Origin of the sequence: Pseudoxanthomonas sp. z9, assembly GCF_006542425.1 — a bacterium.
GTDB lineage: Bacteria > Pseudomonadota > Gammaproteobacteria > Xanthomonadales > Xanthomonadaceae > Pseudoxanthomonas_A.
Map to the genome: position 1 here is coordinate 293,547 of NZ_VFID01000014.1, position 21,348 is coordinate 314,894.

The 21,348-nt window shown below is 68.2% G+C and carries 21 protein-coding genes; 13 read left to right on the forward strand and 8 right to left on the reverse strand.

All coding sequences use genetic code 11. The annotated features are described in order from the left end of the window. Positions 1 to 107 precede the first annotated feature (107 nt). Positions 108 to 1,391, forward strand: a complete 1,284-nt coding sequence (locus FG323_RS17520; protein WP_141455992.1) for an MFS transporter — start codon at positions 108 to 110, stop codon at positions 1,389 to 1,391. Positions 1,392 to 1,610: 219 nt separating this feature from the next. Here the strand turns inward: FG323_RS17520 and FG323_RS17525 are convergent, their stop codons facing one another. Both FG323_RS17525 and FG323_RS17530 read right to left on the reverse strand, forming a co-directional pair. Beyond that, the gene (locus FG323_RS17525; protein WP_141455993.1) at positions 1,611 to 2,438 is read right to left on the reverse strand and encodes a DUF72 domain-containing protein; all 828 of its coding nucleotides are present in this window, start codon (positions 2,436 to 2,438) and stop codon (positions 1,611 to 1,613) included. Positions 2,439 to 2,455: 17 nt separating this feature from the next. Then, a complete protein-coding gene (locus tag FG323_RS17530) occupies positions 2,456 to 2,881 on the reverse strand; it encodes a VOC family protein (protein ID WP_141455994.1) in 426 nt (141 codons plus the stop codon). A gap of 176 nt (positions 2,882 to 3,057) precedes the next feature. Between FG323_RS17530 and FG323_RS17535 the strand changes: the two genes are divergently transcribed. Then, positions 3,058 to 4,059 carry a lipid A deacylase LpxR family protein gene (locus FG323_RS17535; RefSeq protein ID WP_141456031.1) on the forward strand — a complete coding sequence of 334 codons (1,002 nt, stop codon included), beginning with the start codon at positions 3,058 to 3,060 and terminating at the stop codon, positions 4,057 to 4,059. Positions 4,060 to 4,079: 20 nt separating this feature from the next. Beyond that, positions 4,080 to 4,556, forward strand: coding sequence for a ribonuclease E activity regulator RraA (gene rraA, locus FG323_RS17540; protein ID WP_141455995.1), 477 nt, complete (start codon positions 4,080 to 4,082; stop codon positions 4,554 to 4,556). A 140-nt stretch (positions 4,557 to 4,696) separates the two neighbouring features. Here rraA and FG323_RS17545 read toward each other — a convergent pair whose 3' ends face one another. Then, positions 4,697 to 6,505, reverse strand: coding sequence for a DUF885 domain-containing protein (locus tag FG323_RS17545; protein ID WP_141455996.1), 1,809 nt, complete (start codon positions 6,503 to 6,505; stop codon positions 4,697 to 4,699). Positions 6,506 to 6,627: 122 nt separating this feature from the next. Between FG323_RS17545 and FG323_RS17550 the strand changes: the two genes are divergently transcribed. The 4 genes from FG323_RS17550 (at position 6,628) to FG323_RS17565 (ending at position 11,288) form a co-directional block, all read left to right on the forward strand. Further along, the gene (locus tag FG323_RS17550) at positions 6,628 to 6,975 is read left to right on the forward strand and encodes a GFA family protein (RefSeq protein WP_141455997.1); all 348 of its coding nucleotides are present in this window, start codon (positions 6,628 to 6,630) and stop codon (positions 6,973 to 6,975) included. Positions 6,976 to 6,983: 8 nt separating this feature from the next. After that, complete coding sequence (locus FG323_RS17555; protein ID WP_249888471.1) at positions 6,984 to 7,769, forward strand: DUF4349 domain-containing protein; 786 nt, start codon at positions 6,984 to 6,986, stop codon at positions 7,767 to 7,769. A 44-nt stretch (positions 7,770 to 7,813) separates the two neighbouring features. After that, on the forward strand, positions 7,814 to 8,698 hold the full coding sequence (locus FG323_RS17560) for a DUF2785 domain-containing protein (protein ID WP_141455998.1): 885 nt from the start codon (positions 7,814 to 7,816) through the stop codon (positions 8,696 to 8,698). Between the two features lie 178 nt (positions 8,699 to 8,876). Further along, complete coding sequence (locus tag FG323_RS17565) at positions 8,877 to 11,288, forward strand: TonB-dependent receptor (RefSeq protein WP_220094202.1); 2,412 nt, start codon at positions 8,877 to 8,879, stop codon at positions 11,286 to 11,288. A gap of 21 nt (positions 11,289 to 11,309) precedes the next feature. On the opposite strand, the gene FG323_RS17570 is transcribed toward FG323_RS17565, so the two are convergent. Further along, positions 11,310 to 12,236, reverse strand: a complete 927-nt coding sequence (locus FG323_RS17570; RefSeq protein ID WP_141455999.1) for a LysR substrate-binding domain-containing protein — start codon at positions 12,234 to 12,236, stop codon at positions 11,310 to 11,312. 157 nt (positions 12,237 to 12,393) lie between these two features. On the opposite strand from FG323_RS17570, the gene FG323_RS17575 reads away from it, so the two are divergent. From FG323_RS17575 to FG323_RS17585, 3 genes are all read left to right on the forward strand, one after another. Further along, positions 12,394 to 13,254: a DMT family transporter gene (locus FG323_RS17575; RefSeq protein WP_181444279.1), complete on the forward strand. Its 861-nt coding sequence runs from the start codon at positions 12,394 to 12,396 to the stop codon at positions 13,252 to 13,254. After that, on the forward strand, positions 13,251 to 13,493 hold the full coding sequence (locus FG323_RS17580; RefSeq protein ID WP_141456001.1) for a cyclase: 243 nt from the start codon (positions 13,251 to 13,253) through the stop codon (positions 13,491 to 13,493). The genes FG323_RS17575 and FG323_RS17580 overlap by 4 nt, the downstream gene beginning before the upstream one ends. Before the next feature lie 68 nt (positions 13,494 to 13,561). Next, positions 13,562 to 14,359 (forward strand): SGNH/GDSL hydrolase family protein, encoded by a 798-nt coding sequence (locus FG323_RS17585; RefSeq protein ID WP_141456002.1) that lies wholly within the window; start codon positions 13,562 to 13,564, stop codon positions 14,357 to 14,359. An 18-nt stretch (positions 14,360 to 14,377) separates the two neighbouring features. Here FG323_RS17585 and FG323_RS17590 read toward each other — a convergent pair whose 3' ends face one another. The 3 genes from FG323_RS17590 to FG323_RS17600 all read right to left on the reverse strand — a co-directional run bounded on the left by FG323_RS17590 (position 14,378) and on the right by FG323_RS17600 (position 17,231). Beyond that, complete coding sequence (locus FG323_RS17590; RefSeq protein WP_141456003.1) at positions 14,378 to 15,787, reverse strand: DUF2867 domain-containing protein; 1,410 nt, start codon at positions 15,785 to 15,787, stop codon at positions 14,378 to 14,380. A gap of 36 nt (positions 15,788 to 15,823) precedes the next feature. Further along, positions 15,824 to 16,138, reverse strand: coding sequence for a metalloregulator ArsR/SmtB family transcription factor (locus tag FG323_RS17595; protein WP_141456004.1), 315 nt, complete (start codon positions 16,136 to 16,138; stop codon positions 15,824 to 15,826). A 178-nt stretch (positions 16,139 to 16,316) separates the two neighbouring features. Continuing rightward, positions 16,317 to 17,231: a peptidylprolyl isomerase gene (locus FG323_RS17600; protein ID WP_141456005.1), complete on the reverse strand. Its 915-nt coding sequence runs from the start codon at positions 17,229 to 17,231 to the stop codon at positions 16,317 to 16,319. A gap of 150 nt (positions 17,232 to 17,381) precedes the next feature. Between FG323_RS17600 and FG323_RS17605 the strand changes: the two genes are divergently transcribed. The 3 genes from FG323_RS17605 to FG323_RS17615 all read left to right on the forward strand — a co-directional run bounded on the left by FG323_RS17605 (position 17,382) and on the right by FG323_RS17615 (position 19,105). Further along, positions 17,382 to 17,714, forward strand: coding sequence for a hypothetical protein (locus FG323_RS17605; protein ID WP_141456006.1), 333 nt, complete (start codon positions 17,382 to 17,384; stop codon positions 17,712 to 17,714). A 117-nt stretch (positions 17,715 to 17,831) separates the two neighbouring features. Next, the gene (locus FG323_RS17610; RefSeq protein ID WP_141456007.1) at positions 17,832 to 18,197 is read left to right on the forward strand and encodes a PadR family transcriptional regulator; all 366 of its coding nucleotides are present in this window, start codon (positions 17,832 to 17,834) and stop codon (positions 18,195 to 18,197) included. After that, complete coding sequence (locus FG323_RS17615) at positions 18,194 to 19,105, forward strand: sensor domain-containing protein (protein ID WP_141456008.1); 912 nt, start codon at positions 18,194 to 18,196, stop codon at positions 19,103 to 19,105. The genes FG323_RS17610 and FG323_RS17615 overlap by 4 nt, the downstream gene beginning before the upstream one ends. A gap of 84 nt (positions 19,106 to 19,189) precedes the next feature. Here FG323_RS17615 and FG323_RS17620 read toward each other — a convergent pair whose 3' ends face one another. Then, positions 19,190 to 21,334 carry a prolyl oligopeptidase family serine peptidase gene (locus FG323_RS17620; RefSeq protein WP_141456009.1) on the reverse strand — a complete coding sequence of 715 codons (2,145 nt, stop codon included), beginning with the start codon at positions 21,332 to 21,334 and terminating at the stop codon, positions 19,190 to 19,192. Between the last annotated feature and the right edge of the window lie 14 nt (positions 21,335 to 21,348).

The window sequence follows — 21,348 nt, forward strand, 5'->3', positions numbered from 1 at the left end:
TTACGTCGCTCCTACAGGAGGGGCGTGTTTCCGTCCTTGTGGAGGCGGTGGACGAGCGGCCGCCGGGCATGCCATGTTCGCCGCCTTCGGCGAACGCGAGACCGCGCATGACTTCCATCGAAGGGCAGCATCACCGGGCGTTCAACCGGCAGGACGGCAAGACGCTCGGGCTGGCCGCGCTCGGTGGCGCGCTGGAGTTCTATGACTTCGTGGTGTTCGTGTTCTTCACCCGCATCCTGGGCGAACTGTTCTTCCCGCCGGGGACCGCGCCGTGGCTGACGCAGTTGCAGGTGTACGGCATCTTCGCCGCCGGCTACCTGGCGCGGCCGCTGGGCGGCATCGTGATGGCGCATTTCGGCGATCGCGGCGGGCGCAAGCGCATGTTCACCCTCAGCGTGCTGCTGATGGCGGTGCCGACCCTGTTGATCGGCCTGCTGCCGACCTATGCGCAGATTGGCCTGCTGGCGCCGCTGCTGCTGTTGCTGTTGCGCATCGTGCAGGGCATCGCGGTGGGCGGCGAGGTACCGGGCGCGTGGGTGTTCGTGGCCGAACACGTGCCGGCGCGGCACGTGGGCTTCGCCTGTGCCAGCCTGACCGCCGGACTCACCGCCGGCATCCTGATCGGTTCGCTGCTGGCGGCCTGGATCAATACGACGATGACCCCGGCCGAGGTCGCCGGCGGCTGGTGGCGGCTGCCGTTCCTGCTCGGTGGCGCGTTCGGCCTGTTCGCGGTGTTCCTGCGCCGCTGGCTACAGGAGACGCCGGTGTTCGTGGAGATGCGCGCGCGCCGGCAGCTGGCGGAGGGTTTGCCGGTACGGCAGGCGCTGGCCGGACACGCGGGCGCGGTGCTGCGTTCGATGCTCGCCTCGTGGCTGCTGACCGCCGCGATCGTGGTCGGCGTGCTGCTCACGCCCAACCTGGTGCAGTCCTCGTTCGGACTGCCGCCGGCATTGGCGTTCCAGGGGGGCAGCGTGGCGACGGCCGCGCTGATCTTCGGTTGCCTGGCGGCGGGCTGGGCGGTGGACCGCTTCGGCGTGGCGGCCACCCTGTTGTTCGGTTCACTCGCGCTGGCGGCGGCGATTTATGCGCTGTATCTGCCGCTGGCGGCGGGGGATGCCTCGCAGTTCGTGCCGCGCTATGCGCTGGCCGGTTTCTGCATCGGCGTGGTCGGCGCGGTGCCGGCGCTGATGATCGCGGCGTTCCCGCCGGCGGTGCGGTTCTCCGGCGTGTCGTTTTCCTACAACGTCGCGTACGCGCTGTTCGGCGGCCTGACCCCGCCGCTGGTGGCCTACCTGTCCACCCACCTGGGCAAGACCGCGCCGGCGCACTACGTGGCCTTTGCCTGCGGCGTCGGCGTGCTGGTGGCGCTGCTGTCGATGCGGCGTGTTTGACGAAGGCCTTTGTAGGAGCGACGTGAGTCGCGATCGGAAACCTGGCCGGGTCGCGACTCACGTCGCTCCTACAGGCAATGCAGGCGGCGCGCTGCAACTGTGTCGGCGTGCTGATGGCGTGGCTGTCGATGCGGCGTGGCTGACCTTCTTGTGGGAGCGACGTAAGTCGCGAATCGGTGGGGTATCGCGACTCACGTCGCTCCCACGAGCAAGACGTTGCTACAGCCGCTCGATCAGCGCCATCAACGCCATCGCGGCGGCGGGATTGCGTTCCTTGGCGGCGCTGATGAAGTAGACGAACACGTCGCGCGGCGCATCGCCGGAACCGGGCGCTTCGACATGCGGCAGCTCGGCGGGATCGCCGCCATCGGCCCACTGCCGCGCGCGCGTGGCCCAGGTGTCCAGTTCCGCGTCCGGGTAGCCGCTGGCGATGTCGCTGCGGGTACCCATCAGGCGCGCGTAGACGAAGTCGGCGGTGAGGTCGGCGAAGCGTGGATAATCCGGCGAGTCGGTGAACACCGTCGCCATGCCATGGCGACGGGCGAGGGCGAGGAAGTCCGGGGTGATGAAGGCCGGATCGCGCACGTCCAGCACATGGCGCAGGCGCCGGCCGGCGGCCTCGCGCGGCAGCAGGTCCAGGAACGCGGCGAAGTCGTCGGCCTCGAGCTTGCGCCCGGCTTCGAACTGCCACACCAGCGGGCCGAGCTTGTCCTTGAGTTCGGCGATGCCGCCGATGAAGTCCTCGACCTGCACCCGGGTCTTCGCCAGCGCCCGCGATTGCACGATGCGCTTGGGTGCCTTGGCCGAGAACAGGAAGCCGTCCGGGGTCTCGTCGCGCCACTTGGCGTAGGTGGCCGGCTGCTGCGCGCCGTAGTAGGTGCCGTTGATCTCGATGGCGGTGACGTGGCGGCTGGCGAACTCCAGCTCGCGCCGCTGGACCAGGCCGGCCGGATAGAAGTTGCTGCGCCAGGGTGCGAACACCCAGCCGCCGATGCCGACCCGGATGGCCTGGGGCGCGCCGTCGGCGGCGGAGAACAGATCAGTCATGCGGGCAGTCGGTCCGGTCAGGTCTTCCAGGGATCATAGCTGCCGAACCACCACAGATGACCCTCCGGATCCTTGCAGGCATAGCCGCGCCCGCCGTAGTCCTGATCCGCCAGTTCGATGACGATTTCGGCGCCGGCGGCCCTGGCCCGGGCGTAGTGGGCGTCCGCATTGGCGACGATCACGCAGGGGCTCTGGGTCTCCCGCCCGCCGGCGTCGCCGGGCTGGACGATGTGCCGTCCCCACTCGCCGCCGCCGGAGGCGGAGCCGAGCATGATCATGCCGTTGCCGAAGGTCAGCTGGGCGTGGTGGACGGTGTCGCCATCGGCATGGACCGCCTGGCGCTCGAACCCGAACGCCTCGCACAGCCAGTCGATGGCGGCACGGGCATCGCGGTAACGCAGGCAGGGGATGATGGTCGAGTTCGTGGAGGCTGCCAGGCTCATGCGGTGCTCCGGGGACAAGGGTCGACCGGCAGGATAGTCCGTGCCGCCGGGACCCCTGTGAAAGCATTCAGTTTGCGTTATCGTGTCGCCGTCCCGGACGCCCCCACCCATCGCCCGGTCTCCCTCCCGTACCGGAACTCCCCATGCGCTCGACAGGAACCCTCCTGCTGGCTGCGATGGCACTGTGCAGCTTCTCCGCCGCCGCCCGCGACTATTGCAACGAATCCACCGATCTTCCGCCCACGGTCAACTTCCGGGTCGACAACGATCTGTTCGGCCACCAAGACCAGGGCTACAGCAACGGCGTGATGCTCACGCTGGTCTCGCCCAACCTCAAGGATTACACCGATGATCCCTGCCTGCCGCGGCTGGCCCGCTGGATCAACCGCCACCTGGACGCGCTGACGCCGGAAGGCTTCGAGCAGCAGAACATGGTGGTCAGCTTCGCCCACGGCATCTTCACCCCGACCGATCCGACCCGCCGCGATGTAATCCCCGATGATCGCCCGTATGCCGGCGTGCTGCTGGCGAGCCTGGGTTACAACGCCCGCAATGGCGATCATCTGCGCACCACCCAGTTGCAGTTCGGCATCGTCGGCCCGTCCGCCCTGGGCAAGCAGGTGCAGAACGAGGTCCACAAGATCACCGGCGGCGACAAGTTCGAAGGCTGGGACAACCAGCTGCGCGACGAGCCGGTGTTCCGCATCGTGCACGAGCGCATGCGCCGGTTCGCCCCGGAACAGGAAGGCATCTGGAGCTGGGACGCGGTCGGCCACTACGGCGGCACGCTCGGCACGCTGACCACCTATGCCAACGTGGGGGGCGAGGTGCGTTTCGGCCGCTACCTGCCCAACGATTTCGGCAGCACGCCGCTGCGCCCGGCCGGCGAGAACACCGCGCCCACCGGCAGCCGGATTCCGCCGGACGTGCTGGGCTTCCACATGTTCCTGACCACCGACGCGCGCTGGGTGCTGCGCGACATCACCCTGGACGGCAACACCTTCAAGGACAGCCACAGCGTGGACAAGCGGGCCTTCGTCGGCGAGTACGGCTATGGCCTGGCCTTCATGTACGGCCGTTGGAAATTCGCCCTGGCGCGTTACCACAGCACCCGTGAATTCGACGGCCAGAAGGAACGGCCGGTGTTCGGCAGTTTCACCATCAGCCGCACCTTCTGAGCGGCGCCTTGGAGACAGCGATGGACTGGACCACGCCGGATCTCTGCGATACCCACCCCCACGTACAGATCGCCGAACCGCTGTTCCGCGGATTCGGTGGCCGGGTGGCTTTCCATGGCGCCCTCGTCACCGTGCGCTGCCACGAGGACAATTCGCGGGTGCGCGAACTGGCCGGCACGCCGGGGCAGGGACGGGTGATGGTGGTGGACGGCGGCGGCTCGCTGCGCCGCGCGCTGCTGGGCGATCAGATCGCGGCGAACGCGGCGCGCAACGGCTGGGCGGGCTTCCTGATCCATGGCGCGGTGCGCGATGTGGAAGTGCTGGCGCAGCTGGATCTGGGCGTGCAGGTGCTGGCCGCGCATCCGATGAAGACCGAGAAGCGCGGCCTGGGCGAGGTGGACGTGCCGGTGACATTCGCCGGCGTCGATTTCCATCCCGGCCACTGGCTGTATGCGGATGCCAATGGCGTGATTGTCAGTACTCGTGCGCTGACCTGAAAAAATTCCTGATTCCCCTGTAGGAGCGACGTGAGTCGCGACCGTCGCCCCAAGGAGACTGCATAGGATACGGTCGCGACTTACGTCGCTCCTACAGGGAGAGAAGCGGGCGGAAGGGGCATCCTCCCGCCCGCCATCGATCACTGGATCGGTTCGTCCAGCATCAGCTCGCGCACGAAACGCACCGGCGGCGCGCCGTAGGACAGCACCTGATCGTGATAGGCCTTGGCGTTGAACTTGTCGCCGAGCTTGGCCTCCATCGCCTTGCGCAGATCGAAATGCTCCTGCGCGCCGACGAAATAGGTCGGCAGCTGCGCCGAGCTGAGCTGCGCGCGGGTCCACTTGCCGGCGGCCTCGCGTTCCTGCTGGAAGGTCTGCCGGACCATCAGGTCCATCGCCTGTTCGCGGCTCCAGCCGTCCACGTGCACGCCCTGATCGAGGATGGCGTTGCCGATGGTGCGCAGGTAGAACTTCAGCTGCACCAGCCGGAACAGCGGATCGTTGTCCAGGTAACCGGCGTCGGCCATCATCCGCTCGGTGTAGACCGCCCAGCCTTCGGCGAACAGGCCCGAACGCAGCACCGCGCGCAGGGTCGAAGGGAACTTGGCCGAATGCCAGCCTTCCAGATAGTGCCCCGGCGTGCCTTCGTGGATGCTCAGCAGGTGGATCATCCGGCTGTTGTATTCGCGCAGGAACGAGTCGACCTGCGCCTGGCTCCAGTCTTCCGGAATCGGCGAGATCGCGTAGAAGGTCTTGAGGTTCTTGTCCAGCGGACCGGGCGAATCGCAGTACGCCACCGCCACGCCGCGCTGGAATTCCGGCATCGGGATGATATCGACCGGCGCGTCCGGCAGGGTCACCAGATCCTTGGCGCGGACGAAGTCGGTGGCCGACTTCAGCGCGGCCTCGGCATCGGGCACGACCTTGTCGCGCGCCGGGCGCTCGGCATAGGCCAGTTCCAGCGCCGCCTCGATGGCCTTCTGCTGCTGCTCGTCGCTGGGCGAGGCCGGCAGCGCGGGCGCACCCGGTTTGTCCTTCAGCACCTGCTGCGCGATCGCGTACATCTCGCCACGCACACGCTTGAGCTCACCCTCGGCGCGCTGCTTGATCTCCGCGCGCGACAGCGAGGAGAGCAGGGCGAACTTGAGCTTCTGGTCGTAGATCTTCTCGCCGACCCGGAAATCGCCCTTGGCGTTGGGCACCAGGGTCTTGTCCAGCCATTGCTGGTGTTCCTCCACCGCCTTCTTCAGGGTCCCGGTGGCCGCGGCCAATCGCTGCTGCTCGGCTTCCGGCAGTTCCTTCGCGTGCGGGGTGATGAAGCTGTCGACGATGCTGAGGATGCCGGCGTTCTGCCTGGCGACCGTCTCGGCGTGGATCTTCGGCACCCGCGCCGGATCCAGGTTGGCGCGGGCCTGCGCCAGCAGGGTCGGGATTTTCTCCATGCGGTCGATCGCCGACTTCAGGCGTTCCGGCAGCGGCGCGAATTCACGCGCCATCAGGTTGTACAGGGCGCCGCCGGCCAGGCCGCTGTAGACCTGCGGATCCCAGGCCCAGGACTGCAGGGTCTCGTTGCCCCAGGCGTCGTACTCCAGCTGGTTGCGCAGGATCGCCGCGTCCACCTGGTTCTCGCGTGACAACTTCGAGACATCCATCGCGCCCAGTTCGGCCAGCATCTTGCGGCTGAAGTCCAGGCTCTTCTGCCGGCCTTCGGCGCTCAGATCATCGACCTCGCTGTCGTAGCGGTGCTCGCCAATCTGCGTGGCGCTGACCGGCGACAACTGCAGCCAGCCTTCAAGCGCGCGCTTGGACAGGTCGGCGAAACGCGCGTCGGCCTGCGCGTCGGCGGCGGCGGCCGTGGCCGAGGGGGCATCGCCGGGGGCGGGTGCATCGGTCTTCTGGCAGGCGGCCAGGCTGGTCAGGAGGGCAAGGGCAAGCAGGCTGTGGCGCATCGACATTCTCGCGGCAGTGCACAAAGGACGGGGCCGACACCTTAGCCGCTGGGCCGCCCCGCCGCATCTGCCATTCGATTACCCTTGTGGCTCCGATGCCCACCAGCAGGAGCAAACGAAAGATGAAACACCAGGGAAGTTGCCATTGCGGCCGCATCGCGTTCGAGGTGGAAGGCGACATCGCCGAGGTCTACGACTGCAATTGTTCGATGTGCCGCCGCCGCGGCGGGCTGCTGTGGTTCGGACCGCGGTCCGCGTTCCAGCTGACCCGCGGGGAAGGCGACGTGGGCACCTACACCTTCAACAAGCACGCCATCCAGCACCGCTTCTGCCCGAACTGCGGCATCGCCGTCTACGGCGAGGGCGACAACCCGAAGAGCGGGCCGATGATCGCCATCAACGTGCGCTGCCTGCCCGACGTGGAGCTGGCGACGCTGAAAGTGGTGCCGATCGACGGCGCGAGCTTCTGAGGACACCCATGATCACCGGCAAACCTGTCCTGCGCGTGGGCGCGGGAGCGATGCTGGCGCTGCTGCTCGCGACCGGATGCGCGCGCCAGGAAAGCACGGGCGTGGCGGCCGCGGCGCCGGCCGTGCGCAATCCCGACGGCGCCATGCTCGCCTATGAGCACGACCTGGAAATCCTGCTGGAGGAACAGGCGATCCCCGCGCGACTCAAGGCCAGCCAGCAGGCCTGCGCCAGCGGCAGGTTCGGCGATTGCAGCGTGCTGGAGGTGAGCCAGCAGGGTGGAGATCATCCGCGCGCCAGCCTGACCGTGCGGATAGCGCCTGCGGGCGTGGAGCCTTTCATCGCCCAGGCGGCGCAGGGCGCGGACATCGGCAGCCGCAATACCCGCGCCGAGGATCTGGCCCGTGCGGTCGGCGACAACCACCTGTTGCAGGATCGGCTTGGCCGCGAGCGCGAGCGCCTGATTGAATTCCAGCAGCGCCGCGATCTGGCGGTGGCCGACATGATCGCGCTGTCGCAGCAGTTGGCCCAGGTCGAGGCGCAGCTGCAGGCAGCGCAGCAGGAAGGCGCCCAGCATCGCCACCGCATCGACACCCAGCGTGTCACCCTCGGATTCGTCCCGCCCGGCGGACAGAGCGGGCGCGGCGAGATCCGCCAGGCGCTGCGCGATTTCACCGCCACCCTGTCCACCGGCACCGCGTGGACGATCCGGGCGGTGGCGTTCCTGATCCCGGTCGGGCTGGTGCTGTGGGTGCTGATCGGCCTGGTGCGGCGCTGGCGGCGCAGGAAAGCCTGATCAGGGCACCGCTTCGCTTTTCAAATACTCACGGAGAACTGGACATGTGGCACCGCATCGCATTGACGGCAGCATTCCTCGTGTCCGCGCCGGCCTGGGCCGACTGCCCGCCGGAGGGTACCGACGCGGCGTCGCTCCGGCTGCTGAAAGAACAGAAGTTCGCGATGGAGGATGCGGCCGCGCGCGATGCGTTGGCGATCGGGCTGGTCGATTGCCTGTCCGATCCGGATCCCGAGGTGCGCGACGGCATCGCCTACGAGACGATCACCACCTGGCTGCGCGGCGACCAGTTGGCCGAGCCGGTGCGCCGGCAACTGCTGGAGCGGCTGTATGCGCAACTGGACGGCAAGGATCCCGAAGGCTTCACCCATCCGTTCGCGGCGCTGATGCTGTCCGAGGTCGCGCGCACGGATCGCCTGCAACCCTGGCTGGGCGCGGACGAGCGCGCCGACATGGTCAAGCGCGCGACCCGCTACCTGGCCTCGGTGAACGACTATCGCGGCTACGACGCGAAGGAAGGCTGGCGCCATGGCGTGGCGCACGGCGCCGACTGGCTGCTGCAACTGGCGTCCAACGAACAGGTCAATCGCGATCAGGTCGAACAGATCCTGGCGGCGCTCACCTTGCAGATCGTCCCCGAGCAACCGCATGCCTACGTGTTCGGCGAACCCGGGCGGTTGGCCCGGCCGGTGATCTTCATCGCCCGTCGCGGCGTACTGAGCGATGCGGAATGGCAGGCCTGGTTCACCGGCCTGCCGCAGCGCCTGGGAAATCCCGAGCAGGCGTATCGCGACGTCGCCTGGCTGGCGCGCCGGCATGATCTGATCGCCTTCCTTGGCAGTCTTTACCTGGAAGCGGATCAGTCCGCCGATGCGAAGGTGCAGGCGCTCAAGCCGGCGGTGGTGGCGGGGATCAAGGCGGTGCCGTGAAGGCGGCGTGAGTTCGCCAAGCCGGTCGCGCTCAGGTTGTGAGGTGCGCCGCGCCGGTGCGGTAGCGCGGGTTACGTTCTCGCGTGTAAACGGTTTTGTCTCTGGTCGCTCATGCGGACCCGGGCGTAGATTCGGGCAGGCGCGCAACGCGCTTCCATACGCCAACCGGGGATCGCCTATGCAACGGAACCGTCTGTCCTTCTTCGTGCGTTGTTCCCTGGTGTTGATGGCGGCCACGCAGGGCGTCGCCGCACAGGACGCCACCACGCAACAGCAGGCGCCGCCGGACGCCGGACAGACGGAAGCAACCACCCTGGATCAGGTCACCGTGCTCGGCTCGCGCCGGGTGGTGCGTAGTTCGGATACGCAGTCACCGGTGCCGGTGGACGTGATCCCGATGGCGCAGGCGACCGAGCAGGGCGCCCAGTTCGACCTCGCCCAGACCCTGCAATACACCGCCCCCTCGCTGATTTCCACGCGCCAGACCGGCGCCGATGGCGCCGACCTGATCGACGGCGCCGCATTGCGCGGGCTGGGTTCGGATCAGACCCTGGTGCTGGTCAACGGCAAGCGCCGGCACACGGTGTCGCTGGTGAACATCTACGGCGCGCGCGATCGCGGCAACACCGGCACCGACCTGAACTCTTTGCCGATGCTGGCCATCGACCGGGTCGAGGTGCTGCGCGACGGCGCGGCCGCGCAGTATGGTTCCGACGCGATCGCCGGGGTGATGAACATCGCCCTGAAGCGTCGTCCCGGTTGCGAGGCGATCGCCGGCTGGGGCCAGTACTCGCGCGGCGACGGCGAGAACTGGATCGCTTCGGCCTACTGCGGCCTGGCCCTGTCCAACGGCGGCCACTTCGCGGTGACCGGCGAATGGCAGGACCGGGATCGCTCCAACCGCGCCACCGCCGAAAATCCGCTGCGCATCATCGGCGACAGCCAGGTCAAGAACAAAACCCTCTACCTCAACGGCGATCTGCCGCTGACCGAATCGGCCGAGTTCTACTTCACCGCCGGCATGCAGGATCGCGACGCGTCATCGGCGGCGTTCGCGCGCGAGGGCATCGGTTCGGAGGACATTCCCTCGCGCAATTCGGCGGCGATGTATCCGGACGGCTTCGTGCCCTTCATCAACGGCGATCTGCAGGATCGCTACAGCATCGCCGGCCTGCGCGGTGACATCGGCCAGTGGCATTGGGATGTCTCGCACACCTACGGCTACAACGAACTGCGCTACACCATCGACCATACCCTCAACGCGTCCATCGCCAACCAGGACCTGCTCAACGGCGGCGCCGGTATCAGCCCGAGCCGCTTCGACGCCGGCGGTTTCTCGTTCAAGCAGAAGACCATCAACGCGGACGTGTCGCGCTACTTCGACAACGTGCTGCATGGCCTCAACCTGGCCTTCGGCGCCGAGCACCGGCGCGAGGACTACCGTATCCGCGCGGGCGAACCGGGCTCCTACCTCGACGTGGACGGCGCGGGCGAGGGCGGCAATCCGGGCAGCCAGGGTTTCCCCGGATTCCAGCCGGGCGACGTGACCGACAAGCATCGCGACAGCTGGGCCGCGTACGCCGACGTGGAAATCGACTTCACCGAGCGCTTGATGCTCGGCCTGGCCGCGCGCTACGAGGACTACAGCGATTTCGGCAACACCCTCAACGGCAAGCTGGCGATGGCTTTCCGGGTGAGCGACGCGTTCCTGTTGCGCGGCTCGGTGAGCACCGGATTCCGCGCGCCCTCGCTGCAACAGAAATATTTCTCCTCCACCATCACCGATTTCATCAGCGGCGAACCGGTGGACGTGGTGATCGCGCCCAACGGCGGCGCGCTCGCCAACCTGGCCGGGATTCCCGCGCTGAAGGAGGAAACCTCGCGCGGCGGCACCCTGGGCTTCACCTGGTCGCCTAGCGCGGCGGTGTCGATGACCCTGGATGCCTATCGCATCGAGATCGATGATCGGGTGGTGCTGAGCGGCGAGTTCGACAACAGCGATCCGGTCATCGGCGCCGCACTGGAAGCGCTGGACGTGGGCCTGGCGCGCTTCTTCTTCAATTCGGTGGACACCCGCACCACCGGCGTGGACCTGACCCTGTCGTGGGAGGCGCAGGCGGGCGCCGGCAAGCTCAGCACCTACCTGGCCGCCAACTACAGCAAGACCGAGGTGACCCAGGTGCATACGCCGCCTTCGCTGGCCGGTCGCGAGGACGTGCTGCTGTCGCCACGGGATCGCCTGTTCGTGGAGAACGGCGCGCCGCGCAACAAGGCGGTGCTGGGATTCGACTACGCGCTGGATCGCTGGGACTTCGGGATGAAGATCATCCACTTCGGCTCGCAGACCCTGGGCACGTTCTCCGGCCCGCCGGTGCCGGACCAGCACTACAAGGCGAAGACTTCGGCGGATGTGAGCATCACCTACAGCTTCACCGACAACGCCAAGCTGACCCTTGGCGGCGCCAATGTGTTCGACGTGTTCCCGACCCGGCAGGACCCGAACGAGACCGACAATGGGCACATCTACGAGAGCGTGCAGTTCGGCCTCAACGGTGCGTCCTACTTCGCGCGCTTCTGGTACCGCTTCTGAGCCGGAGCGGGCGGGTGGATTTCAGCGGCCCAGCAGATCCGCCGGAATCGGCGGCAACGGCGTGCGCTCGTCCTCGGCCTCGGCTTTCAGCCAATCGATGAAGGCCAGCGCCGCCGGCCGCGGCGTCTTGTGCGAGGGATGCACCACGTAATAGGCGAAGCGCGCCTTCAGCGCCGGACCGGGCAGGCGGATGAGTTCGTAGCGTTGCAGGTAGGGCTGCGCGATGATCCTGCGCGCCAGCGCCGCGCCCACGCCGTAGACGCTGGCGCGCATCACGTCGGTGCTGTCGCTGAAGCTGTGCATTTCCGGCAGATGCAGGCCACGCACGCCGGCTGCGCGGAACCAGTCGCGCCAGCCTTGCAGGGCCAGGTCGGTGACCAGCGGCAGGCGGGCGATGTCGCGCGGCGTCTTCACCGCATCGACGCCCGGCAGGCCCGGCGAGGCGACCGGGAACAACTCGTCATCCATCAGATGGTGCGCGGTCAGCCCCTGCCACTGGCCCGGACCGTGGCGGATGCCCAGGTCGGGGCCGCCCTCGTCGAAGCGGGTGAGCGCGGTGCCGGTGTCCAGTTGCAGGCGGATATGCGGATGCAGGGCGGTGAAGCGCGGGAGCCGCGGCACCAGCCAGCAATAGGCCAGCGAATGCAGGGTGGTCACCCGCAGCACCGAGACGCCGTCCGCATGGCGCAGGTTGGCCGCGACCCCTTCAATATCGGTCAGCGCGGCGGTGGCCGCGTCCGCCAGTTGCCGGCCCTCCTGGGTCAGCTTGACCCCGCGTGCATGGCGCTGGAACAGCGCCACGCCCAGCAGCGATTCCAGCTTGCGGATGTGGTGGCTGACCGCGCTGGCGGTCAGGTGCAGCTCCTCCGCGGCATGGGCGAAGTTCTGGTGCCGGGCGGCGGCGGCGAACACGCCCAGGGCGGGCAACAGGGCAGGGCGCAGGTTCATGGGAGGCATCAACCAGATTTGTGGCTCACTCGCATAATATGCGCTTGCGGGCGATGTGGGACGCGCCAGAATGGCCGAGACACAAAACAGGTGAACGGCGATGGCGGGCGACGGCGCGGTGGCGGACGCGGGCAAGGCGGGTTCGCTGGGAGGCGGGATGGCACGTGACTGGCGGACTCCGATCGAACTGCTGGTCCTGGGCGCCATCTGGGGCAGCTCGTTCCTGTTCATGCGGATCGCGGCCGAACCCTTCGGCGCGTTCGCGCTGGTGGATATCCGGCTGACCCTGGGCGCGCTGGTGCTGCTGCCGTTCCTGTGGCGCGACCGCGCGGTGTTCACCCGCGCGATGTGGCCGAAGCTGGCGATCATCGGGCTGATCAACTCGGCCATCCCGTTCCTGCTGTTCGCCTGGGCCGCGCAGCGTTCGCCGGCCGCCATCGGCGCGATCTGCAACGCGATGACGGTGCTGTTCGCCGCGCTGATCGGCTTTCTGTTCTTCGGCGAAAAGATTGGCACCCGCCGTGCCATCGCGCTGCTGGTCGGCTTCGGTGGCGTGGTGTTGCTGGCGACCAGCAAGGCGGGCGGCATCAGTGTCGGCATGGCGGTGATCGCCGGCTCGACCGCCGCGCTGCTGTATGGCGTGGGCGTCAACCTGGTCCGCCGCCACCTGGGCGGCATTCCGCCAGCGGCCGCGGCCGCGGCCACGCTGGGGTGCTCGGCGCTGCTGCTGGCGCCGTTCGCCGCCACCCACTGGCCGACCAACGCCATCTCGCCGCTGGCCTGGGGCAGCGCGATCGCGATCGGCGTGCTCTGCACTGGCTATGCCTTCCTGCTGTACTACCGCCTGATCCAGCGCATCGGCGCCGCCCGCGCGGCGACCGTGACCTACCTGGTGCCGCTGTTCGGCGCGGCCTTCGCCTGGCTGTTCCTGGGCGAGCCGGTGACCCCGGCGATGCTGGCCGCCGGCCTGCTGATCCTGGGCAGCGTCGCTTTCAGCCAGCGGGCGCCGAAGCCATGAACGACATCGCGACGGCCGCGCAGAAGCGGGTGGTGTTCGATTTCGAGATCGACTTCAGCAATGGCGGTGGCCTGCAAGGGCAGGACTTCCGCCTGGATCTACACGGCGACGACATCGAGGACGCCGCGCTGGCCGACTACATCGTGCGCGATCTGCGCCTGCTGATGGTTGGCGCGGTGCGCATCCGCAACAAACGCATCATCCGGGAAGCGCACAAGCGGGCCGAAGGCGACGCCTGACAACAGGCCCGACCGGTTCCGGCTGTGCCGGCGTACACTGCCGGCGGAATCGGTTTCCGGGACATGCGATGAAACGTTGGCTGGCAGGGGGATGGACGGTGCTCGCGCTCGCTTTGCTGGCGCAGGTGCCGGTGAGCGCGCAGGACGGGAAGGACGCAACCGCACAGGCGGTTGATCCATTGTTCGTGGCGCCATCGGCATCCTTGAATCTGGAACAGATCGCCTCGCTCCAGCAGCGCCTGGTCGACTGGCCGCAACTGGCGCGCTACCGCGAGGACAACGCGGCGCTGCCGCTACCGGCATCTGGCGAACAGCGGGTGGTGTTCTATGGCGACTCGATCACCGATGGCTGGGGACGCGTGGACGGCACCGCGTTCTTTCCCGGCAAGCCCTATCTCAATCGTGGCATCTCCGGGCAGACCACCGCGCAGATGCTGGTGCGGTTCCGCCAGGACGTGATCGCCCTGAAGCCGGCTGCTGTCGTCATCCTTGCCGGCACCAACGACATCGCCGGCAACACCGGCCCGGCCACGCTGGACATGATCGAGGACAACCTGCGTTCGATGGCTGAACTGGCGCGGGCCAACGGCATTCGCGTCGTACTGGCCTCGGTGCTGCCGGTCAGCGACTATCCGTGGCGACCCGGCCTGCATCCGGCCGGCAAGGTCCGCGATCTCAACACCTGGATGCGTAGCTATGCGCGCGACATCGGCGCGGTCTACCTCGACTATCACGGCGCGATGAGCAATGCCGAAGGCGGGATGGATGCGCGCCTGGCCGCCGATGGCGTGCATCCCACGCCTGCAGGTTATGCGGTGATGGCGCCGTTGGCGCAGCGTGCCATCGACGAGGCGCTGGCGAAGTAACCCGGCCTGGACCGGAAGTCAGGCAAACAACCCATCGCTGGCGACCAGCACTTCACTGCGCTCGGCCGCCTTCTCCACCGCCGCGCGCAGCATCGCCGGTGCCACGTAGTTGCGGTGCACGCGGTCAATCAAGGTCAGGTACGCATGGCCGAACAGGTTGCTGCAACGGACGCGGGTGCCGAGGCTGATGTCGATGCGATCGTCGGACACGATCCGCACACCCACGCAGGAGCGGAACACCAGATGGCGATCGTCCGCGCCCAGCACCACTTCGGCGAGGCGGTCGCCCTGTATCACCTGCTGCGCCAGCACCGGGAAGCGGTCCAGGAACAATCGATCACGCTGCGGCGACAGCAGCGATGACACCGGGCAGCCCAGCGGCGAGGTGCGCAGACGCAGCGGCCTGACCAGCACGTTGCGCAGTGTCATCAACGCGCTGACGCCCGCAGGCCGATGCTGCAGGAAGCCGTCCAGCACATCGGCCAGCACCCGCGACGCACGCAGGCCCATGAATCCCTCTCCACGCACGCTCAGCACGAAGGTGTCCTGGTGGTGGAATTCATCCGCGAGCTCCCCGCGCAGCAGCGAGTGCGGGGGAGGTTCCGCCAGCGCGCTCACGCGCGGACCGCGTCCGGCGATGTAGCCGCGTGCATGCCGCCAGCGGGAGAGCGCGCCACGCAGGTTGCCCAGCACGCCGCGGAACCGCGCGCACAGGCGTTGCCGGGAGCTGCCGGGCGCGGCGTCGAAGGCCAGCGCGACGGTAGGAATGGTGGTGGTGTCCGGCGGCATGTCCTCCAGCAATGCAAGCACCGCATCCGGCAGCAACTCGGTCAGCGAAGCGAGATTGGCCTCGCCGCTCAGTACGCGTTCGCGTTCGGCCTGCGGCAACGGGCCACCCAGTTCGTCGGTATGGCAGGACAGCGCGAAGAACACCGGGTGGGTGGAACCGGCGTGCGGCGCGGCGAACTGGTGCCAGGCGCCATCGCCGAAGCGGACGGTGAACAGGCTGTCCGGCGGCAGCCGGACATGATGCAGCGCGTCGATGAAGCTGTGCGGATCGGCGGCGATCTGCGTGTCGGAAGCGGTGGAAAAGCGCAGCAGCGCGCCGGCGCTGCCGGTGACCGCGGTGAACACCCGGTGGCCGGCGTGGCGGTGGAAGGGATGGCCCTGCGGGCCCACCGCGAAGGTATAGAGCGCGGTGGCGTCGCCCTTGTCGAAATCGGTGCCGGCCAGCTTGGTCGAGGGTTCGTCGAGTTCGTCGATGAAATGGGGATGGGCGCGCTGGCGCGCGGCGGCTTCGGCATACATGCGGTCACCGGCGCCGTGACCGAGCTGCGCGATCAGGAACACCTCCACCGGAAGTCCTCCCGTGCGCGAGCGGATGCGCGCATGGGGAAAGGTGGCGACCGGTTCGGGGGGGCTGGCCATGGTGTGAAATCCTGTCGTGCTGCGGGCGAGGGGAACTCAGCGGGCCTTGGTGGTGCGCCGGCGCGCTTCGCGTTTCAGCGGCCCGGCGGTGGGGCAGATCTCGAAGGCGAAGCCGGTGAGGGTATTGACCAGGCTGTCCGGCACCAGCCGGTAGAACACGTACTGGCCCCGCCGCTCGCTGCTGACCAGCCCGGCGTTCTCGAGTACCGACAGATGCCGCGAGATGGCCGGGGCGCTCATCTCGAAGCGCTCGGCAATCTCGCCGGCGGTCAGTTCCTGCGCGGACAGGTAGGCGAGGATTTCCCTGCGGGGGCGGGAAGCCAGCGCTTCGAAGATGCGGTCGACGGCCATGTAATGATTTAACCAATTAACGTATTGGTTAAATATCGGGTGCGCCCACCGGCATTGTCAAGCCTGTTCCCGGCCGTTGGTCGGATGCCGGCGCGGCGTCCCGTCCTGAAATGCAAAGCCCCTCTCCGGAAGGGAGAGGGGCCATCGGCGGGCGGCGTCAGCCGGCGCCGGAGAAACCTCAGCCCTGCTTCGGCGCGCGCACCGGCAGCGGCACGTTGCACAGATCGATGTGGCCGGCCGGCCGCACGTACCAGGCGTCACGGCGGTTGCGGCGCGCCTCGGTGGCCTCGGCAAAGGTCTTCGAATCGGTGCGCAGCAGTTGCAGCGCGGTGCGCTCGGCTTCCGGCACGTCGCTGGCGAGGCGGATCGCCTTGATCGGCGTGTAGTCGGCGGGCTTGTCGTACATGCCCATCGGATCCGGGCCGCGCTTGATCACGCTCAGCAGTTCCATCCCCTTCACCACCCGGCCTACCACGGTGATGTTGCGATCCAACTGGCGCGGCGACTGGCCGATCACCACGTACAGTTCGGTCGCGTTGCTGCTGTCCGGCGCGGTGTCGCGGCCGGCGCCGAGGGTGCCGTAGCAATGCGCCATCCAGGCCTGGCCGGTGGCCGGATCGCGGCCGGCCTGGAAGCCGTCGACGAAGCCGACCTGCGGCGCCCAGCCGTCGGCGTCTGGCAGGCGATCGAAACGCAGCCCTTCGGCCTTGCGTTCGAACTCCGCCGGCAGCTTGGCCTTGGCGGTGCCGATCGACTTGCGCTTGGCTTCATCCTCGGTCGGATCGCCGAACTGCACCACCCAGTTGTCCTGCGAGCGGTAGATGTTGAGGCCGTTCCAGAAACCCTCGTGCGCCAGCGTGCGGATGTTGCCGACATGCTCGGGCGCGAACGCCGGCGCCAGCTCGATGATCACCCGGCCGCTTTCCAGTTCCATGTACAGCGTGTTGGCCGGATCCAGGGTCCGCCAGTCGCCGGCCGGCGAGGCGTCGAGGATTTCCTGGGCGCTGCGGTACTTGGCCGGTTCGGCGGCCGACAGCGGCAGGGCGGCGGCCAGCGCCACGGCGGAGGCCAGCAGGGTGGTGCGCAGGGACATGGGCGATCCGTTCCGGTAATGGGATGTCCGGATTCTACGCACAGCGGTTGTCCTTGGCGGCCTGTCCCGGTGGTCGGTGCGAGCATCCAGTCTCAACTCGCGCGACCCGCCTGCGGAGAATCGGCATCCGGTTCGCGAAGGAGAAGCGGGATGCAACGATGGGACTGGAGCGTGGTGCGGGCCTACCTGCCGACCGCGCTGGCGCTGATGACCGCGTTCCTGGCATCGCTGGCGATGCCGGAGGTCCGGGCCGGCGCGACGCGTGTGGACGCGAGCGCCGATTGGAATTGGGCGGCCTACGCCCTGTTCGCGCTGGCCTGCCTGTTGGGGGCGGGAGCGACGCTCCGCTTGTGGCGACGTCGCGAGGCGACCGGACTGCTGTGCCAGTGCGGCGGCCTGCTGGGGCCGGAACGAATGGACGGACGGGGTGGCCGGGCCAGCGTATGCCGGGCCTGCGGGCGGACATGGCGCCGCCGGACCTGAGGCAGCGCCGGTCGGCGTGGCACGACAGGGGCTCCATCCGGCCCAATGACTAATAGCACATTCACTATAGTCAACTTCGCAATAGCATCGTCTCCACGCTAGTACCCGGAGACCGCCATGGTGGAAGCCGATACCTACCTGAAGAAGTTCCAGAAGGAGCTGAGCGCCGGTACGGTGTCGCTCGCCCTGCTGGCGGTGCTGGCCCAGGCCAGCGAACCGATGTATGGCTACCTGATCGCCAAGCAACTCGAGCGGGTCGGCGACGGCGTGCTCAGCGGCAAGCAGAGCGCGTTGTATCCGGTGCTGCGCAACCTGGAGGGGGCCGCGCTGCTCGACAGTTTCGTCGAGCCTTCCATCGCCGGTCCGCCGCGACGCTACTACCGCATCACCGAGGCAGGGCGGGAGACCCTGCAGACCTGGGCGGCCGCCTGGCGCGCCACCCGTGATTCCGTCGATTCCGTCCTGTCGGGGATATCCGCATGAACACCACCACCACGCCGCGTCTTCCCACTTCCATCCCCGAATACCTGGAGCAGTTGCGGGCCGCGCTGGCTGGCGCCGATCCGGCGCTGATCCAGGACGCCCTGTATGACGCCGAGGAGTACCTGCGTTCGGAACTGGCCGAGCAGGCCGGCAAGAGCGAAGCCGAGGTGATCGCCTCGGTCGCGGGGAGCTACGGTGCCCCGGAGGAAGTCGCCGATATCTACCGGGAAACCGAAGTGACGGTCACCCGCGCGCTCAAGCCGCCCGCACCGCCGAAGCGCCGCTCGGCGATTGGCCGCTTCTTCGGCGTGGCGGCGGATCCGCGCACCTATGGCGCGCTGTTCTACATGCTGCTGTCGCTGGCGACCGGCATCTTCTACTTCACCTGGGTGGTCACCGGCGCCAGCCTGTCGGTCGGCCTGCTGATCCTGATCATCGGCATCCCGCTGCTGATGCTGTTCCTGGCCTCGGTGCGGGTGCTGTCGCTGGTGGAAGGCCGCATCGTCGAAGCCCTGCTGGGCGAACGCATGCCGCGCCGGCCGCTGTACACGCAGCGCGACAAGCCCTGGCTGACCCGGATCAAGGAGATGTTCACCGACGGTGGCACCTGGACGGCGATGCTGTACTTCCTGCTGATGCAGCCGCTGGGCGTGCTGTACTTCACCGTGGCGGTGACCCTGCTGAGCCTGTCGCTGGGCCTGGCCGCCGCGCCGCTGGCGCTGTTGTTGCCGCATGCCGGCATCTGGTTCGACGACTGGAACCTGGCCTACGACGCTCCCTGGCTGCTGCCTTTCGTCTGCGCTTCCGGTGTGCTGTTGCTGTTCGCGACCCTGCACCTGGCGCGCGGCGTGGGCAAGGTGCATGGCTGGCTGGCCAAGCAGTTGCTGGTGCGTACGCCGGTGGTGTGAGGCAAGCCGGTTCCTGCGGTGAATGCAGAAAGGGGCCCGCATCGCGCGGGCCCCTTTTTTTCCGGATGAGTGCGGTGCGCGCCGTCAGTTCGCGGGCATCAGCCGGTCAATCAGGAAACTCATCCGCAGCGCCATCAGTTCCGGATTGCGCAGGGCGTCGCTGACGCCATGCCCGCCTTCCTCGTCCTCGTAGAAGTAGGTGGTGGCGCCGGCATCGGCCAGCCGGTGGGCGAGCTTGCGCGCATGGCCGGGGCCGACCCGGTTGTCCTCGGTCGAGATGGTGACCAGGAACGGCGGATAGCGCGTGCCCGCGCGGATATTCTGGTACGGCGAATACTTGAGCATCGCGGCGAGCTGTTCCGGCACGTCGGGATTGCCGTACTCGTTCATCCATGCCGCGCCCATGCCCATGTGGCGCATCCGCACCAGGTCGGTCAGCGGTACGTCGCTGACCACGGCCGCGAACAGATCCGGTCGCTGCGTGCCCAGCGTCGCGGTGAGCAGGCCGCCGTTGGACATGCCGAAGATGCCGATCCGGTCCGGCGCGGTGAAGCCGCTGCGGATCAGGTGCTCGGTGACGGCGATGAAATCGTCGTACGAGTTCTGCCGCTTCTCGCGGATGGCCGCCGTGTGCCAGGCTGCGCCACGTTCGCCGCCGCCGCGCATCGCCGGAATCGCCAGCGAACCGCCGCGCTCCAGCCACAGTTTCAAGGCCGGACCGCCGACGGTGGCGTCGAAGTAGCCCGGACGCACCGAGATACCGAAGGCACCGTAGCCGGTCATCAGCAGCGGCTGCGGACCGGACTTGGGATGGCGCGGCTTCAGCAGGAAATAGTCGACCGAAGTGCCGTCGCGCGAAGTGGCCGAACCGATTTCGGTGACGAAGCCGGCGCCGTCCATCAGCACCGGGTCCTGGGCGAGCAGGCGCTGCGGCTCGTCGTCGCGCAGCAGGTACTGGCTGCGCGGCGTGACGAAGCCGGCGACCGAGATCGCCAGTTCGCGGCGATCACGTTCGTCCGCGCGCAGGTTCACGGTGTCGCCGGCCGCCACGTCCAGCACCTTGCGGGTGGTCCAGCGGCCATCGCCGTCGTCGTCGCGCGCGGCGACCACGCGCTGGCGCAGGTGCTGGTTGATGATCAGGAATACCTCGTCGCGCGTGGCCGCCAGCCCGCCGAAACCGGCGTCGACGAACTCGTCCGCCGCCGGCACGTACACCGCCGACACGCGCTTGCCTTCCGGCGTGGCGGGATCGGCGTCATAGGCGATCACGGTTTCGGCGCGATATGGCCGGCCTTCGATGGTCGCGTCCTTGGCCAACTGCACCACGATGTGGCGCGCGGAGGTCGCCAGCACGCCGAACGGCTTGATTGCCTGTGGCAGCGGCAGCGTGCGTGCCGCGCCGCTGGCGTCCACCAGGCTGACCTCGAAGGTCGAATAGTCGATTGCGCGGGTCAATACGGCCTGCACCTGATCGGTGCCGACGGTGGTGGCCTGCACGATCGCATCGCCCGGCTGGCCCTGGAACGCCGGCTTCACGTCCGCCAGCGCCTGGCCGCGCTTCCACAGGCCGAACGCCGCCGGCCATCCAGCCAGCGACTTGGGCTGGTCGCCCAGGGTGTGGCCGACCAGCACTTGGTCCGCGTCCATCCATTCGGCGAACGCGCGCGATTTGCCGACCCGGAAACCGCCGTCGACGAAGCGCGCGGTGGCGAGATCGAATTCGCGGATTTCCACTTCGTCGCCACCGCCGGGCGAGAGCCGCAGCAGGCAGCGTGCGTATTCCGGCGCCAGGCAGCTGGAGCCGAAGCTGTAGACCTGCAGCTCGAACGGAATGCCTTCGCGCTTGCGCAGCTCGGCCACATCCAGCACGGTCTTCCACGCGCCGGCCACGCCCCGCGCATCGCGCGCGGCGGTCTGCAGCAGGCCATAGGGATGCGCGGCGTCGCGATACAGGCGCACCGCGCGTTCGCCGAGCAGGTACTGGTCCGGTTCGGCCGGCGCCTGCGCCAGCGCCGAGCCGAGTTCGCGGCTGACGGCGGCGTGCGAGGGCAGCGCGCCCAGGCGGGTGCGTGCCTGATCGGTGGCCTGGCGGGCCCAGGCCAGCGCCTGGGCGCCGTGCGGGTCTTCCAGCCATTGCAGCGCGTCGGCATCGGCGGCGCGGGATGCCGCGGGCAGGCAAAGCGCGAGGCCCAGCGCGAGCGCGGGCAGCATTCGTTGCGTGATCGTCATGGGATCGGATCTCC

Bases quoted from the DNA above. Each gene is read 5' to 3' on its own strand.
- FG323_RS17555 (WP_249888471.1), top strand. From the start codon at position 6,984: ATGATCACCGGCAAACCTGTCCTGCGCGTGGGCGCGGGAGCGATGCTG.
- FG323_RS17550 (WP_141455997.1), top strand. From the start codon at position 6,628: ATGAAACACCAGGGAAGTTGCCATTGCGGCCGCATCGCGTTCGAGGTG.
- rraA (WP_141455995.1), top strand. From the start codon at position 4,080: ATGGACTGGACCACGCCGGATCTCTGCGATACCCACCCCCACGTACAG.
- FG323_RS17525 (WP_141455993.1), bottom strand. From the start codon at position 2,438: ATGACTGATCTGTTCTCCGCCGCCGACGGCGCGCCCCAGGCCATCCGG.
- FG323_RS17535 (WP_141456031.1), top strand. From the start codon at position 3,058: ATGGCACTGTGCAGCTTCTCCGCCGCCGCCCGCGACTATTGCAACGAA.
- FG323_RS17545 (WP_141455996.1), bottom strand. From the start codon at position 6,505: ATGCGCCACAGCCTGCTTGCCCTTGCCCTCCTGACCAGCCTGGCCGCC.
- FG323_RS17590 (WP_141456003.1), bottom strand. From the start codon at position 15,787: ATGGCCAGCCCCCCCGAACCGGTCGCCACCTTTCCCCATGCGCGCATC.
- FG323_RS17585 (WP_141456002.1), top strand. From the start codon at position 13,562: ATGAAACGTTGGCTGGCAGGGGGATGGACGGTGCTCGCGCTCGCTTTG.
- FG323_RS17605 (WP_141456006.1), top strand. From the start codon at position 17,382: ATGCAACGATGGGACTGGAGCGTGGTGCGGGCCTACCTGCCGACCGCG.
- FG323_RS17615 (WP_141456008.1), top strand. From the start codon at position 18,194: ATGAACACCACCACCACGCCGCGTCTTCCCACTTCCATCCCCGAATAC.
- FG323_RS17575 (WP_181444279.1), top strand. From the start codon at position 12,394: ATGGCACGTGACTGGCGGACTCCGATCGAACTGCTGGTCCTGGGCGCC.
- FG323_RS17520 (WP_141455992.1), top strand. From the start codon at position 108: ATGACTTCCATCGAAGGGCAGCATCACCGGGCGTTCAACCGGCAGGAC.
- FG323_RS17620 (WP_141456009.1), bottom strand. From the start codon at position 21,334: ATGACGATCACGCAACGAATGCTGCCCGCGCTCGCGCTGGGCCTCGCG.
- FG323_RS17595 (WP_141456004.1), bottom strand. From the start codon at position 16,138: ATGGCCGTCGACCGCATCTTCGAAGCGCTGGCTTCCCGCCCCCGCAGG.
- FG323_RS17610 (WP_141456007.1), top strand. From the start codon at position 17,832: ATGGTGGAAGCCGATACCTACCTGAAGAAGTTCCAGAAGGAGCTGAGC.
- FG323_RS17600 (WP_141456005.1), bottom strand. From the start codon at position 17,231: ATGTCCCTGCGCACCACCCTGCTGGCCTCCGCCGTGGCGCTGGCCGCC.
- FG323_RS17570 (WP_141455999.1), bottom strand. From the start codon at position 12,236: ATGAACCTGCGCCCTGCCCTGTTGCCCGCCCTGGGCGTGTTCGCCGCC.
- FG323_RS17580 (WP_141456001.1), top strand. From the start codon at position 13,251: ATGAACGACATCGCGACGGCCGCGCAGAAGCGGGTGGTGTTCGATTTC.
- FG323_RS17565 (WP_220094202.1), top strand. From the start codon at position 8,877: ATGCAACGGAACCGTCTGTCCTTCTTCGTGCGTTGTTCCCTGGTGTTG.
- FG323_RS17560 (WP_141455998.1), top strand. From the start codon at position 7,814: ATGTGGCACCGCATCGCATTGACGGCAGCATTCCTCGTGTCCGCGCCG.
- FG323_RS17530 (WP_141455994.1), bottom strand. From the start codon at position 2,881: ATGAGCCTGGCAGCCTCCACGAACTCGACCATCATCCCCTGCCTGCGT.